General features: G+C 44.7%; 16 protein-coding genes and 1 other annotated feature. Of the genes, 2 read left to right on the top strand and 14 right to left on the bottom strand.

All coding sequences use genetic code 11. The features are described 5' to 3' along the window. Positions 1-132 precede the first annotated feature (132 nt). From nadA to nadB, 3 genes are read right to left on the bottom strand one after another with little or no spacing between them, the layout of a single operon-like run. Positions 133-1239 carry a quinolinate synthase NadA gene (gene nadA, locus UB32_RS08645; protein ID WP_044392931.1) on the bottom strand — a complete coding sequence of 369 codons (1107 nt, stop codon included), beginning with the start codon at positions 1237-1239 and terminating at the stop codon, positions 133-135. Continuing rightward, positions 1211-2092, bottom strand: coding sequence for a carboxylating nicotinate-nucleotide diphosphorylase (nadC, locus tag UB32_RS08650; RefSeq protein ID WP_044392932.1), 882 nt, complete (start codon positions 2090-2092; stop codon positions 1211-1213). Before nadC ends, nadA begins: the two co-directional genes overlap by 29 nt. Beyond that, positions 2046-3644 (bottom strand): L-aspartate oxidase, encoded by a 1599-nt coding sequence (gene nadB, locus UB32_RS08655; protein WP_044392934.1) that lies wholly within the window; start codon positions 3642-3644, stop codon positions 2046-2048. Before nadB ends, nadC begins: the two co-directional genes overlap by 47 nt. A 142-nt stretch (positions 3645-3786) precedes the next feature. Here nadB and UB32_RS08660 point away from each other — a divergent pair, with 142 nt between their 5' ends. After that, positions 3787-4944 (top strand): IscS subfamily cysteine desulfurase, encoded by a 1158-nt coding sequence (locus tag UB32_RS08660; RefSeq protein ID WP_044392936.1) that lies wholly within the window; start codon positions 3787-3789, stop codon positions 4942-4944. Positions 4945-4982: 38 nt separating this feature from the next. Beyond that, positions 4983-5522, top strand: coding sequence for a transcription repressor NadR (locus tag UB32_RS08665; RefSeq protein ID WP_044392938.1), 540 nt, complete (start codon positions 4983-4985; stop codon positions 5520-5522). Positions 5523-5554: 32 nt separating this feature from the next. Here UB32_RS08665 and pheA read toward each other — a convergent pair whose 3' ends face one another. The 11 genes from pheA to minD all read right to left on the bottom strand — a co-directional run bounded on the left by pheA (position 5555) and on the right by minD (position 14268). After that, positions 5555-6397, bottom strand: coding sequence for a prephenate dehydratase (gene pheA / locus UB32_RS08670; RefSeq protein WP_044392940.1), 843 nt, complete (start codon positions 6395-6397; stop codon positions 5555-5557). A 22-nt stretch (positions 6398-6419) separates the two neighbouring features. Next, on the bottom strand, positions 6420-6872 hold the full coding sequence (locus tag UB32_RS08675; RefSeq protein WP_044392942.1) for an ACT domain-containing protein: 453 nt from the start codon (positions 6870-6872) through the stop codon (positions 6420-6422). 93 nt (positions 6873-6965) lie between these two features. Then, positions 6966-8258, bottom strand: coding sequence for a GTPase ObgE (gene obgE, locus UB32_RS08680; RefSeq protein WP_044392944.1), 1293 nt, complete (start codon positions 8256-8258; stop codon positions 6966-6968). 48 nt (positions 8259-8306) lie between these two features. Beyond that, on the bottom strand, positions 8307-8846 hold the full coding sequence (locus UB32_RS08685; protein WP_044392947.1) for a Spo0B C-terminal domain-containing protein: 540 nt from the start codon (positions 8844-8846) through the stop codon (positions 8307-8309). 142 nt (positions 8847-8988) lie between these two features. Then, positions 8989-9279 carry a 50S ribosomal protein L27 gene (gene rpmA / locus UB32_RS08690; protein ID WP_044392948.1) on the bottom strand — a complete coding sequence of 97 codons (291 nt, stop codon included), beginning with the start codon at positions 9277-9279 and terminating at the stop codon, positions 8989-8991. A 12-nt stretch (positions 9280-9291) separates the two neighbouring features. Beyond that, complete coding sequence (locus UB32_RS08695) at positions 9292-9624, bottom strand: ribosomal-processing cysteine protease Prp (protein WP_044392949.1); 333 nt, start codon at positions 9622-9624, stop codon at positions 9292-9294. A 16-nt stretch (positions 9625-9640) separates the two neighbouring features. Beyond that, positions 9641-9949, bottom strand: coding sequence for a 50S ribosomal protein L21 (gene rplU / locus UB32_RS08700; RefSeq protein ID WP_044392950.1), 309 nt, complete (start codon positions 9947-9949; stop codon positions 9641-9643). 15 nt (positions 9950-9964) lie between these two features. Then, positions 9965-10044 (bottom strand) — a sequence feature (ribosomal protein L21 leader region). A gap of 74 nt (positions 10045-10118) precedes the next feature. After that, positions 10119-11579 (bottom strand): Rne/Rng family ribonuclease, encoded by a 1461-nt coding sequence (locus tag UB32_RS08705; RefSeq protein ID WP_241768458.1) that lies wholly within the window; start codon positions 11577-11579, stop codon positions 10119-10121. A gap of 64 nt (positions 11580-11643) precedes the next feature. Next, entirely contained in the window at positions 11644-12510 is an 867-nt protein-coding gene (locus tag UB32_RS08710) for a M50 family metallopeptidase (RefSeq protein ID WP_044392952.1), read from the bottom strand. Continuing rightward, positions 12503-13279: a M23 family metallopeptidase gene (locus UB32_RS08715; RefSeq protein WP_044392954.1), complete on the bottom strand. Its 777-nt coding sequence runs from the start codon at positions 13277-13279 to the stop codon at positions 12503-12505. The genes UB32_RS08710 and UB32_RS08715 overlap by 8 nt, the downstream gene beginning before the upstream one ends. A 185-nt stretch (positions 13280-13464) precedes the next feature. Then, a complete protein-coding gene (gene minD, locus UB32_RS08720; protein WP_044392956.1) occupies positions 13465-14268 on the bottom strand; it encodes a septum site-determining protein MinD in 804 nt (267 codons plus the stop codon). Positions 14269-14270: the final 2 nt, after the last annotated feature.

The raw sequence follows: 14270 nt of genomic DNA on the forward strand, positions 1-14270 counted from the left end.
AGTCGTTCTTTGACTTCATTGGCAGGACCGAAGCGACTCGAGGGGCTAGGCGCTGGAGCTGGACAATTCTCAAAGAATTTTAATACTGTCTAATTTTGAAAAAAATCCTCCTCAATATGAGAAGGATGCCAATTATGATTGTACAAGCATGCGATTTAAGGCAAGCTTTGCGTTCGATGCAATTTCTTCATCAACTTTTATCAGGTTGATCTCCTGGCCTGAGAAAACCGATTCAAGACTCCAGGCAAGATGCTGCAGGTCGATTCTGTTCATCGTTAAACATGGACACATATGAGGGTTCAACGAAATGATGTGCTTATCAGGATGCTGTGCTATCAGCCTGTTTACCAAATTCATTTCTGTCCCAATGGCCCATGATGAGCCTGCAGAGGCCGTTTTTATTGCTTCAATAATATAATTAGTCGATCCTGCCATGTCAGACAGTTCTACTACTTCACGACGGCATTCCGGATGGACAATGATTTTCATATCAGGGTATGTTTGACGGACCTCTTCTACGTTTTTGACGGTAAAATTCTCATGGACCGAACAATGTCCTTTCCAGAGGATTACCTTCACTTTTTCAAGAGGACCGTCGTACTCAAGAATGTTTTCAACTGGATTATATACGGCCATTTCATCAAGCCCGATCCCGATAGTAAAAGCAGTATTCCTGCCTAAATGCTGGTCTGGAAGGAATAGCAGGCGGTCTTTTTTTGAAAAAGCCCAGCGAACCATCTTCTCCGCATTGGACGATGTAACAGTTGCCCCACCATTTGCGCCGACAAATGATTTAATCGCTGCTGTGGAATTCACATACGTCAAAGGGAAAATGGTATCGCCAAACAGTACCTGAAGGAATTCCCAGGCTCTTTCTGTCTGATAAATATTTGCCATATCCGCCATTGAACAGCCAGCTCGCATATCTGGGAGGTAAACCTTCTGATTTTCGGTTGTTAAAATATCAGCTGTCTCCGCCATGAAATGAACCCCGCAAAAAACAATATGCTCCGCTTCTTTGTTTTCGGCAGCCACCTGGGCCAGCTTTAATGAGTCACCTGTCGCATCGGCGAATTGAAGGACTTCATCTTTTTGATAATGATGTCCGGGTAGGAATAATTTTTTGCCCATTTTTTCCTTGATACCCCTGATCAAATCCTCTAGCTCCTGGACAGACATATTTCGGTATTTTTCAGGAAGCATCCTAGATTTAACTTCGAGCGCCTCCAATATATTCATACTGTGCATCCCCTTTCGTTTCCGCCTTTACTTTAGCGCTAATATCCAAAGATTTTACAGAATGTGTCAAGAATCCAAGGGAAATATAATCAACTCCGCAATTTCTGTAACTACCGAGAGTATCAAGGGTAATTCCTCCGGATGCTTCTGTTAAGATGCCTTCCGGGACATAGGCCATCCATTCTTCGATTTGTTTTGGCGCTCTGTTATCAAACATGATGCAATCAACCTTTGCCTCAATTGCTTCCAGGAGCTGGTCTTTTGTTTCAATTTCCACCTCTACCTTCACCATATGCCCAAGGCTGGACCGAACTGCTTCAACAGCATTGCGAATCGAACCGGCGAAGGAAATGTGGTTGTCCTTGATCATCACGGCATCATATAATCCATAGCGATGGTTGAATCCGCCGCCGCATCGAACCGCATATTTTTCGAGCATCCGAAGCCCCGGGGTCGTTTTTCGTGTGTCGCAAACTCTCGTTTTTCCGCTGTCCAATGCACGGACTGCTTCCTCTGTTTCCGTTGCAATCCCGCTCATTCGCTGGACGAGGTTCAGAATGACTCTTTCCGCTTTTAGCAGGTCGGAAATCCTGCCTGTTATATTGGCTAATTCCTGTCCTATGCCAACTTTTTCGCCATCCTTCACCTTCATGATAACCTGGCTGCTTTCATCGAGCAGGCCAAAGCCAATCCGGATGATTTTTTCTCCGCAGAAAACCCCTTCATCCTTTGCTAGTAAAACAAGACTTCCTCTGCTTTCATTGCCAAATATCAATTCACTAGTAACATCCCTCTCGCCGATATCTTCAATAAAAAATTGTTCGAGCAACAAGCGAAGTTTGATTAGATTCATCCTTCTCATCCTTTTTGTTTATTCGTTGCTGGATGATTTGTTTTTTCATCCAGTTGGCGTTATCTTCGATAGGGTAATCTTTCCGAAAATGGCCGCCCCTGCTTTCTGTTCTTTCCAAAGCGGACGACGTGATCAGGGACGCGGTAATATACATAAATAATCTGTTTACTGTTGAAGCAGATAGATAATCAATCGTGGCATCAAGCCATTTTTCCAGATGAAATTGTGACAGCCACTCTGCTTGGATTGTGAGCAGCTCCTTCGTCCTAACAATCCCGGTACGGTTCATCATTGAAAGTTTGAGAATTTCTGGTTCTGGTAGTTCACCATTGTAGAAGTTTTTTTCAGGAATGTGGATATCGTTGCTGTCCACCCTGTTAGCTCGGTAGCTGTTGATCCAGTCAGCGAGCTTGCCTCCGATAAACATGCCTTCTAATAAAGAATTGCTGGCCAGTCTATTCGCGCCATGAATGCCGGAACAAGCAACTTCGCCTATTGCGTATAATCCGCGAATGCTCGTTCGTCCCTGTAAGTCAGTCTTCACCCCGCCCATGATAAAATGGCTCCCAGGTACGACAGGAATCAGCTCATTTTCTATATTTATCCCATGATCCCTGCAGAGCTTGCTAACCGTCGGGAATCTTGAGCCAAAATTCGGGATGGAGGATAGATCTAGGAAGACGTGGATTCCTTTTCGCGAGTAATCATAAATGGTTTGCGAAACAATATGCCGCGGTGCCAGGTCCTTTAACGGATGAATGCCTTCCATGATTCTTTTTCCTTCAGCCGTGACAAGAACTGCTCCCTCACCTCTGACTGCTTCTGAAATAAGGCCATGCGTCTTTCCTGCGACATAAAGCAATGTAGGGTGGAACTGGACAAATTCCATATCGGCGAGTTCAGCTCCGGCTCGATAGGCGAGGGCAATTCCATCTCCGCTGGCAGTTTCTGCATTAGAGGTAAAAGCAAATACCTGGCCGCAACCACCTGTAGCCAGAACCACATGGGGTGCCATATAGATTTCATTCGTTCCATCTGGAAGCTTCGCCTTTGCGCCCATACACCGAGTTTTTTCTTTGTTTAAAACCAATTCATAAACGAAAGTGGAGACTTCGATGGAAATGTTGGCCTCCAGCCTTTCGATTAAAAATTCCACCAGATGCTTCCCGGTTTCATCTCCGCCACTGTGGACGATTCTGTTTTTGCTATGGGCTCCTTCCATTCCCAAAAGCAGCTTGCCTTTCCCATCATCATCAAACCGGCAGCCTGATTGCCATAAGCCATTGATCAGCTCAGGTGCTTTTTTGGTCATTTCCTTAACAGCTTCCGGATCATTATGGTGGGCGCCTGCTTCTAACGTGTCGAGATAATGTAAGTAGGGATCGTCATTTGGAGCAACCGCTGCTGCGACACCACCTTGGGCGAGGTAAGAATTTCCTGAAGTCAGCTCCTCTTTTGTGAGAATAATCACATTTAAATCCTTCGTTAACTTATTGGCCAACTGCAAAGCAGCAATACCGCTGCCAATAATAATTACGTCAAATTGTTTCATAGATTGTTATCCTCCTGGATTAACAGGTGTCTTGACATATATATTTACACAGTTTTACACTATTGACAAGAACTTTTATTTAAAGGCACATGTTTCACATCCTGAAACCAGAACCTAAATAATGAATGCAGAGGAGCTCGCTATGAAATACTTCGATTACGCAGCAACTTGCCCGCTTGACCGGGATGCTGCCGATATTTATCTCAAAGCCTCGACTGATTACTTTGGAAACAGCCAGAGCCTTCATGAAGCAGGCAGTGCAGCTGCCAATCTTCTTGAGAGTTGCAGACAGGAATTTTCACGTCTACTTGAAGTAGAAGAAGCAGGGGTTTATTTTACAAGCGGGGGTTCTGAGGCGAACTATCTCGGAATTATCGCTCTTCTTTCGGCAAAAACAAAAAAGGGCAATCATCTTATTACCGGTGCTGCTGAACATTCCTCCGTTTATAACCTGATGAAAAAGCTGGAGGCGGAAGGCTGGGAGGTCACCTACCTGCCATTGGAAAAAGACGGATTGATCAAGGTTGAAAGTTTCATCCATGCTGTCCGACCTGATACTGTGCTTGTTTCCATTCAGCATGGAAATCCGGAAATTGGAACACTTCAGCCGGTAAAAACTATCGCTACCCATTGCAGGCAAAAAGGAATCCTGATCCACACGGACTGCGTACAAACTTTTGGAAAAATACCCTTAGATTCTCTGGCCCGTTCTGTCGATGCCCTGTCCATTTCCGGTCATAAGTTTTACGGACCAAAAGGAACTGGTGTGGCTTATGTCCATCCGAAACTTGCCTGGAAACCATACATTGTTGGGACAGTCCATGAAAAGGGCTTCAGGCCAGGAACAGTCAATGTCCCAGGAATAGCCGCGATGACAGCAGCGGCACAAAAAGCATATTCTCGTATTCTAACTGACCAAGCCAGACTCCAAACATTAAGGACAGCTCTCCTCCATGCACTTGCGGAGATAAATGGATCATTTGTAATATTCGGTGCGGATCGGGAAAAACAGCTGCCGGGAATTGTGGGAATGTCGCTGCATGGTTTGGAAGGACAAATGGTCATGCTCGAATGCAACCGCTGGGGATTCGCGATTTCAACCGGAACGGCCTGCCATACCGGCATGTTAACACCGGCAAAATCGATGGTGGCAATGGGAATCAAAGGCAAGGAGGCAAAGGGGTTTTTCAGGATTTCATTCGGTAGAGATACAGTGGAAGAGGATGTGATCGAGCTCGGGAAAGTGCTGACGTTAATCGCTTCCAAAACCAAGACTGTTTCGCTTCAAGCCGATTTATGATAGAATTTCGAATGAAGAAGTCGAAGGAGAGATCGGTTATGAGCAATCCTACCAAAATCCTTGGAGATGAACGCAGGAATTTCATCCTGAGGCGCCTGCAGGCAAGCCAAGCGCCAATTACCGGCAGCGAGCTCGCTGCAATTGCCAATGTCAGCAGGCAGGTCATTGTCGGAGATATTACCCTGCTGAAAGCCAGGAATGAACCAATCATTGCTACAAGCCAGGGATATTTATATATGCACGCTTCCCGGCCAACTGGAGCAGAACGAACCATTGCTTGCTCTCACGATCCTAATAGGACGGAAGAAGAACTTCTGCTGCTCGTTGATCATGGCGTTACGGTGAAAGATGTAAAAATCGAACACCCAGTTTACGGAGACTTAACTGCCTCCATCATGGTCTCAAACCGTTATGAAGTAAAGCAATTCATCGAAAAAATACGATCCACCAATGCTTCTTATTTATCAGAGTTAACCGGCGGCATCCATCTGCACACCATTTCTGCCCCAACGGAGAAGATGCTTGATGAAGCAGAGCTAACGCTAAGAAAAGCGAACTTTTTAATTGATTTAGAATAGGAAAAAGATCCATCAATCACTGATGGATCTTTCTAAATTTTATAGCTGCAATAACTTCCGAGCATTTTAACCGTACAGCCTAATGCCTCTAGTTCTGCAATCGCTCCAGGAATTAATACATCATCGATTTTCAAATTAATATCAATAATGAAAAAATATTTTCCCAACCCTGTTTTCATTGGGCGTGATTCGATTTTAGACAAATTGAGCTTTCGCCAAGAGAAAGCAGATAATACTTGATGCAAAGTTCCTGCGTGATCCGAAGGCAGAGTAACCATCAAGCTTGTTTTGGACTCCACGGTTGGATCGATGGAAATGGTCTCGCCTGACTTCGCCAGCACAGCAAATACGGTATGGTTATAGCTGTAGTCATGGATGTTTTGCTGCGCCAAAGCTAAACCATACTCCTCACCAGCAAGGCTGTTTGCGATTGCTGCGATGTTTCGTTCCGGATGGCTCTGTACAAATTTAGCCGCTGCAGCTGTAGATGACATATGCTCAAGAGGGATTCCTTTGAATTCTTTATGTAAAAATTTATGGCATTGTGCCAGTGCGTGTGGATGGCTGCAAATCAATTGCACTTCCTTCCACTTGTCGAGATGGTTCGGATGAACAAGCAGATGCTGCCTGATGGGCACCACCGCTTCTCCTACAATCTGAAGGTCGGTTTCATGCACTAAATAGTCAATGGTGAGATTAACGGACCCCTCAATCGAATTTTCCAATGGGACGATTGCTGCATCAATTTCCCCTGCTGTTGCAGCATCCATGCATTCTGGTATACTCACAAACGGAATTCGCTCCGCTTCAGGAAACAATTGCCGGACTGCATAGTCCGTAAACGTTGCTTCCGGTCCAAGATATCCTATTTTCAAGTTCAATCCTCCCCTGTTGCTTTTAAGCTCCTGTTCCTAATACTTCAACTTTTTCAACAAACTCCAGTTTTCTCAGTCGCGTGAGCAGCTCGTCCATTTCCACTCTCATTTCGGTGATATTTAAGCTCAGTGTCACATTCGCCCGCCCCTGTAGGGGAATGGTCTGATGGATGGTTAAAACATTGCAGCCGGTATTCGCTACAGTGCCCAGCAGTTCCGATAGCGTTCCCGACCTGTCTTCAAGCTGAAAAAACAGCGAAATGATCCGCTCTTTTACAATCGTATGAAACGGAAAAACAGTATCACGGTATTTGTAAAATGCGCTCCTGCTTAAATCGACTCGTTGGACTGCATCCCAAACCGACTCCGCCTTGCCGCGCTCAATCATTTCCTTTGCCTCAAGCGTTTTTTTCATTGCTTCTGGCAGGACATCTTCCCGAACAAGATAGAATTTTTTATCTTGAAATTGCTTCATCTCATATCACCCCATCAGAATGCTTGCCTACTTGAAAGAGGAAAGCCGATTAACCATTGCCTGGCTAACCGACTCGCTGTCACCACCTGAGGGCTACTCCACGAATTCAAATTCATATTCAAGCAACTTGACCGTATCCCCGTCTTTTGCTCCTCTTTCACGGAGAGCATCGTCAATGCCCATTCCACGCATCTGGCGGGCAAATCTTTGGACAGATTCATCTCTTGAAAAATCGGTCATTTTGAACAGCCTTTCAATACTGTCTCCGGAAATGACAAATGTTCCATCCGGTTCACGGGTAATCTGAAATTCCTGTTCTGCTTTAACATGTTTGTACATCACTCGAGTTTCATCATTTTCCAATACTTCTTCCTCCATGAGAGGGAATTCAGGCGTTTGATCAATTAGGTCTGCTACCGCAAAAATTAATTCACGCAAACCTTCTCTCGTAACAGCTGAGATAGGGAAAACAAGATGTTCGTCCCCAACCTTTTCCTTGAACACTTTGAGGTTTTCTTCCGCATTCGGCATGTCCATTTTATTTGCGACAATGACTTGCGGCCTTTCCGTCAGCCTTAAATTGTATTCTTTCAATTCATTATTGATGGTCAAATAATCTTCGTAAGGATCCCGTCCTTCTGTCGCTGCCATATCGATAACGTGAATGATCACCCTTGTCCGTTCAATGTGACGAAGGAACTGATGACCAAGCCCGACTCCGGAGTGCGCTCCCTCAATCAGTCCTGGCAAATCTGCCAAAACAAAGCTTCTTCCATCCTCGGTTTCAACCATTCCCAAATTGGGAGCGATCGTCGTGAAGTGATATTCAGCAATTTTCGGCCTAGCTGCTGACACTACGGATAATAACGTCGATTTCCCAACGCTCGGGAAACCTACTAAACCTACATCCGCCAACAGCTTTAATTCCATCATGATTTCGCGTTCCTGGCCTGGCTCGCCTTTTTCAGAAAGCTCAGGAGCCGGATTGGCAGGAGTGGCGAATCGTGAGTTTCCACGTCCGCCGCGTCCGCCCTTTACGATGACTGCCTGCTGTCCATGCTCCACCAAATCCGCAATAATTACGCCCGTTTCCGCATCAGACACGATTGTCCCTGGGGGAACCTTTACGATCATATCCTTTGAATTTTTGCCATGCTGGTTTTTAGACATACCATGCTCGCCGCGCGGTGCCTTAAAATGGCGCTGGTATCGGAAATCCATCAGCGTACGCAGCCCTTCCTCTACCTGGAAAATTACATTTGCGCCGTTGCCTCCATCCCCGCCAGCAGGGCCGCCCTTCGGTACATATTTTTCACGCCGGAACGCGACCATGCCATCGCCGCCGTCCCCGCCTTTTACATAAATTTTCACTTGATCGACAAACATTATGTCATTACCACCTGTCTGAATTTAGTTTTCGCTATTACTGTTTTCCTAGAGTGTTTTCATGAAAACTTCAATTGTCAGTTCTCCTTCGAGCATTCCAGCCGAGATGATCTCCAGATTCTTTCCTGGTTGCTGATCGAGAAAGCTTACTAGGCGATTTTTATCCTTTATTATTCCGCTAAAATCAAAAAAGAACCCGATTCCTTTCTCCTGTGGTTCAATTGTGACAGAGAGATGGTTTTCCTGATATGGTTCTATGGAAGAATTCAATGTTTCAAAAAGTTGCTCTGTCCAGTCCGTTAACAGCTGGTCATCTATGCAGTGGAAGGTATGGGAGTTCATGACTTCGTATTCCAGTTGGAAATGATGACACTCCCAATTGCAGGTTAACAATGTAGAGGCAAACTGAGGAAGATGTAAATTTGATAGCTTTGCATCCTGCCTGGCTTCCATGATAATTTCTTCAATGATCTCTTTAGCCCGGTCCACTTTATTCAGCGATAAATTTCCTTTAATTAATTGAAGCTTGTTCATCCAGTCATGGCGCTCATGACGCAAAACTTCAATTGTATTCCACTCTTTTTTCATACATATTCTCCCTGCTCATGAGACTTTCTTTAAGTAAGTATAACAAAAAAGCCATTCTGCGTAAGCAAATTATGTATTATATAGGGTACCTTAAAGAAAAGAAAGAAAACCCTAACCGAAGTGGTTAGGGCTTCTCTTTAGCTTACGCTTCTTGAGCTGCTGGATAAACACTTACTTGCTTGCGGTCGCGGCCAAGACGTTCGAATTTAACAACGCCGTCAACCTTAGCGAATAGAGTGTCATCTCCACCTTTACCCACGTTTACGCCTGGGTAAATTTTCGTTCCGCGCTGACGGTAAAGGATAGAACCACCAGTTACGAATTGACCATCTGCACGCTTAGCGCCTAGACGCTTTGCGATTGAGTCACGTCCGTTTCTAGTTGAACCTACACCCTTCTTAGAAGCGAAGAATTGAAGATCTAATCTTAACATTTGTTCCACCTCCTACTTTTTGAAGGTTAATTTTATGTGCTTTCCGTACTCTTTTTCCATCGATTGCAATGTAATGACCATGCTTTCGAGGAGCAGCTGAATTTTCTCCTGTGTATCCTCAGACAAATTGTCCGGAATTTCACAGCGGAGAAAACCATCTGCACCCTGCTCAATGTCCGGTGTGATTCCTGTCAATCCAATGATGGAATTGACTGTCCCAATCGAGATGGTCGAAACCCCTGCACAGACAATGTCGCTGCCTTTAGCAGCATATCCAGCGTGGCCGCTAATCGTAAACGATTGGATGCTTCCGGATTTTGTACGAGTAATCGTTGCAGTAATCATGGCAATCCGCCTTTAATTAAGCGTTGATCTGTTGAATCACAACTTTTGTGAAAGGCTGACGATGGCCTTGCTTTTTACGATTGTTCTTTTTCGCTTTGTACTTGAAAACAATAATTTTCTTTTGTCGGCCATTCTTTTCCACTTTAGCAGTTACAGTTGCGCCTTCTACTACTGGGCTACCAACTTTAACATTCTCGCCACCTACAAAAAGAACTTTATCAAAAGTTACCATTTCGCCTTCAGCAGCGTTTAGCTTTTCAATGTAGATTGCTTGACCTTCTTCTACCTTTACTTGCTTGCCGCCAGTTTCGATAATTGCGTACATTCCAGTGCACCTCCTCATTAGACTCAGACTCGCCATCAGCAGGCGTTTGCAGATCGCAAAGCTTAATGACCTGTTGTGAGCGGTTGTAGCACGGGTGCTACAAACAATAACATTAAAATACTATCATATGCCTTGCATAAATGTCAACCTGTATTCAATCGTCTTTGATTTAATCTTGTTCTGTCGTCGAAGCACCAGCTTGAAGAATTTTATAAAAAGGCTTCGCCGCTGTTGACACCGAGAATTTAATTTTAAAGCCAAGTGCTGTTTCAAGCCTCGATTTATGAATATCTCCGTCTCCACAAAAATGTCCCATCACTTCATTTGTTGCCGCAATAAGGATTTCCTCATAGTCCGAATTTTTGTATTCCCACAGTTCACGCTCAAGCCTGTAAGCAATTGTTTCTGAGCTTAGCACCTGCCCCGAGCCGCCGCATGTCCCGCATGCTTCTGTCAGTGTTTCGGCCATTGACTGTTTCGTCTTTTTCCTTGTTAGCTGAAGAATTCCAAGTTCCGTGAAACCGACAATCCGGGTTCTGCGTTCATCATGGATCAATTCTTTTTGAAGTGTTTTCCATACTCTGTCCCGCTCGTCATCGCTTTGCATATCGATAAAATCGATCAATATAATGCCGGCTATGTCCCTGAGCCTCAGCTGCCGCGCCGCTTCTATCGCTGCCTTCCTATTCGTTTCCATGACTGTGTCCCGCAAATCGGTTTTACCGGAAAATTTGCCTGTGTTTACATCGATGATCGCAAAAGCCTCGGTCTGGTCGATGACCATATAGGCACCTTTATCCAGCCACACAATTCGTTTCAGCAGCCGCTCCATCTCCGCTTCGATGTTATAGCCAGCAAAAATAGCTTGTTTTTCATGATAAAATTCAAGCTCAATAGCTGCGGGAATATAAGGTTCGATTTTTTTCTTGAACGCCAGATCATCCACTATCACAGCACCATTTCTGACAGATGCAAGCGCAGATAGTGCCTGTTCAAAAAAATAATCTCTGTTGAAAATGAGTCCCGGTTTTTTCATTGTGGAGACTTTTTTCAGCAATTCAGCATACTGACTTCGCTGCTGCTCCAGCTCCCGGATGATGATTTCCTCTGGCTGACCCAGACCTTCTGTTCGGAAAATGATGCCTTCCTCGGAAGTCTTTACCTGGCTTATAAACTCTCTCCATTTCGCCCTGGTTTGGGTGGATTCTGCCTTTTTTGACACTGCTATGTATTTTCCCTTTGGCATATAGATGATATTCTTTCCAGGAAGCTCAATAACCCCTGTCAGCCGTGCACCTTTCCTGCTTGCTGCATCCTTTTCCACCTGCACCAACAGCTTTTCTCCCTGGTGGACAAAGGCTCCAATTGGGCGGTTTGACTTGTTATCATCGTCTGAAAGTATAAAGGAGGGCAGCCGGTCTTTTTGCAAGAAACCGCTTATCCCTTCGCCAAAATGAATGAATGCAGCATTCATTCCTGGCATTACTTTTTCTACGATGCCAAGATAAATATTGCCGACCAATGATTGCTGGCCTGGCTGCTCGATATATATTTTTTCAACCTCGCCATTCTTCACCAAAGCGAAGCGTTTTTCTCTTAAATTTGCATTGATGATTAACTGGTCCATCATTTCTCCCTGCCTGCAAAAAAAATGCAGCGTGAAGTGCCATTCACGCTGCATTTATTATCCTATTTTAATAAGGATAAAGCAAATCTCCTATTTTAGCGGTAAATATTTTTTCGCTGAAGAAAGCGTGAAGCAATTCATTTTCGTCTATCATTCTTTCTTCGCCATTCTGTTTTTTGACGATAATTGGATGCTTACAGCCGCGCTGGAATCTTTGCAGCACGTGACCGATCATTTCATTTTCGCTAGTATTGATTGGTCTTAGTTCGCGCAAATCAACTCGCTTTCCGTAATATCGTTCCATCAGGAAGCGCATGAACGCAAACTGCCGCTGCTTCCATTCAAAATAAAGCGATACTGCCAGGAAACCAATGATGATCCATACATTCAAGGTTAGTGGTGCGATGAACAGCAGGATACCAGAAAAAATCAGCAGACCCCCAGCTGAAGCATATAATGTAAGTAGATGGGCTTTTTGAAACGGTGTGTTCATCGATAGGAGAATGAACAGCAACTTTCCGCCATCTAGCGGCCAAATCGGAAGAAGGTTAAACACGAGGACCATCCAATTATAGCCCACGAACAGCGAATGCCATTTTTCAGGAAAAGTCCCTGTGATGAAGAGCAAATAGGCAAGCCCCATCATCCAGACATGCTGTAACGGCCCTGCAAGCACAACGATCAGCTCTTCCTTAAGCGGCCTATTCCCATGCTCATCTACTTCTGCGACACCGCCAAAGGGCAACAATGCGATTTTCTTGATTCTCCACGAAAAAAAAGAAGCTGCAGCACCATGTCCCATTTCATGAACAAAAATAATCAGCAGCAACATCATCAATTCTATGAAATGCGCGGTCGCAATAGCAAGCGCGATGACAACCCAAAGCAACGGATGGATTTGCAGTTTTCGCACTAATTCAAACAGTTTATTCAAACTTAATCACCTGGACGGGATCGACGAAATCATTCCCTTTTTTAATCGCGAAATAAAAGGACCCTTTCAAACCGTCCTCGCTATCCATCGCCGTTCCAACCTTGGTCCCTTTGGATATATATTCATAAAGTTTCACGTCGATCATGTCGAGATTACCGTACCATGTTTCACTTTTATCGCCATGTTGGACAATCACCGTCTTCCCAAACCCGTCTTTTATGCCGACGAAATGGACAAGTCCTTCATTCATCGCCTCAACATCTGCACCTTTTCCTGTTTCAATCGTGATCCTTTGTCCATTGTCGCCAAAATCTTCAAGAATTTTTCCAGAAGCAGGTAGAGCGTATTCACTTCCCGCAGCTATTTCCTTCCTGCTGTCTGCTTCGGTATTTTTAGCCGGAAGAAGTGCCAGCGGCTTGCCAAATTTGTCTTCATACCAGGCTGAAACAGCCGCAAATTGAAACTCCTGCTCCATCGTATGCTGGACATATTGCTGGATTGGCGCCGCTTTTTCCGAAGGACTCCGGTCTATAATTGCCACAATCAACACCAGACAGGCAGATGCTAGCACCTTGAACAAAAACACTTCCTTCTTAAATAACGGATGGCCCCCTCCATTTGGCCCAATATCATAGGATGGCAGCCTGTCAAAACCATGCCGTTCTTCGTCGGTCGAAAATAACCGGTTAGGGTCCAGCTTTTCCACCCTTTCTCGCTCCCGTTTCCGCTTCATCATCCTTCTCCGTATATCGTCCGCTCTCGAGTTCATTTCATCCCACCTAACCCCTTGTACTCCATATTAGTACAATTCTATGACCTGTCCGACTAGAGTATGACAATTTCGGGGCATAGTACCAAAATGGCTAGGTTTACAGAAGAAATTTATTCCTTCTTATTCTATAAAAAAAACAAAGCACCTGCTTTCCCGTCATAGACAAGAAGCAGGTGCTTTGTTTAGCGCACACCAAAGAATTTTTTAATCTTCGAAAAGACGCCCTTGCTCTCTGTATCGAGCAGCTGCAACGGAACGGATTCGCCAAGTATTCTTCGGGCAATGTTTCTGTAAGCGATGGAAGCTTTGCTGTTTGGGTTCAGCACAATTGGCTCGCCGTGATTGGACGCTTTGATAACTTCATCGTCATCCAAAACAATTCCGATCAAATCGATCGATAAATGTGTGGTAATTTCATCAATATCGAGCATATCGCCATTTTTCATCATATGGCTGCGGATTCTGTTGATTACCAATTTTGGCGATTCCACATTTTCTTCTTTTTCCAGCAGGCCGATAATTCTGTCAGCATCTCTTACAGCGGAAGTCTCCGGTGTAGTGACAACGATTGCCTTGTCTGCACCGGCAACTGCATTTTTGTAGCCTTGCTCAATTCCTGCAGGACAGTCGATAATGATATAATCATAATCCTGCTTCAGTTCATTGACCAATTTCCTCATTTGTTCAGGTTGAACTGCTGTTTTGTCGCTCGTCTGGGCAGCCGGAAGCAAATAAAGGTGATCATCGAAGCGCTTATCTTTTACAAGTGCCTGATGGATTTTGCATCTTCCCTCAATGACATCAACAAGATCATAAATAATGCGGTTTTCAAGTCCCATCACTACGTCTAGGTTACGCAAGCCAATATCTGTGTCAACGAGACAGACTCTTTTGCCTTGCAGAGCCAAAGCTGTACCTATATTGGCAGAAGTGGTCGTTTTACCGACCCCGCCTTTTCCGGATGTAACTACAATCGCTTCTCCCACTT

It is taken from the genome of Mesobacillus subterraneus, from assembly GCF_000934845.1.
Taxonomy (GTDB): domain Bacteria; phylum Bacillota; class Bacilli; order Bacillales; family Cytobacillaceae; genus Mesobacillus; species Mesobacillus stamsii.

Bases quoted from the DNA above. Each gene is read 5' to 3' on its own strand.
- nadB (WP_044392934.1), bottom strand. From the start codon at position 3,644: ATGAAACAATTTGACGTAATTATTATTGGCAGCGGTATTGCTGCTTTG.
- nadC (WP_044392932.1), bottom strand. From the start codon at position 2,092: ATGAATCTAATCAAACTTCGCTTGTTGCTCGAACAATTTTTTATTGAA.
- UB32_RS08675 (WP_044392942.1), bottom strand. From the start codon at position 6,872: ATGAAGCAATTTCAAGATAAAAAATTCTATCTTGTTCGGGAAGATGTC.
- UB32_RS08715 (WP_044392954.1), bottom strand. From the start codon at position 13,279: ATGAACTCGAGAGCGGACGATATACGGAGAAGGATGATGAAGCGGAAA.
- nadA (WP_044392931.1), bottom strand. From the start codon at position 1,239: ATGAATATATTGGAGGCGCTCGAAGTTAAATCTAGGATGCTTCCTGAA.
- obgE (WP_044392944.1), bottom strand. From the start codon at position 8,258: ATGTTTGTCGATCAAGTGAAAATTTATGTAAAAGGCGGGGACGGCGGC.
- rpmA (WP_044392948.1), bottom strand. From the start codon at position 9,279: ATGTTAAGATTAGATCTTCAATTCTTCGCTTCTAAGAAGGGTGTAGGT.
- rplU (WP_044392950.1), bottom strand. From the start codon at position 9,949: ATGTACGCAATTATCGAAACTGGCGGCAAGCAAGTAAAGGTAGAAGAA.
- UB32_RS08695 (WP_044392949.1), bottom strand. From the start codon at position 9,624: ATGATTACTGCAACGATTACTCGTACAAAATCCGGAAGCATCCAATCG.
- UB32_RS08665 (WP_044392938.1), top strand. From the start codon at position 4,983: ATGAGCAATCCTACCAAAATCCTTGGAGATGAACGCAGGAATTTCATC.
- UB32_RS08685 (WP_044392947.1), bottom strand. From the start codon at position 8,846: ATGAAAAAAGAGTGGAATACAATTGAAGTTTTGCGTCATGAGCGCCAT.
- UB32_RS08660 (WP_044392936.1), top strand. From the start codon at position 3,787: ATGAAATACTTCGATTACGCAGCAACTTGCCCGCTTGACCGGGATGCT.
- UB32_RS08705 (WP_241768458.1), bottom strand. From the start codon at position 11,579: ATGATGGACCAGTTAATCATCAATGCAAATTTAAGAGAAAAACGCTTC.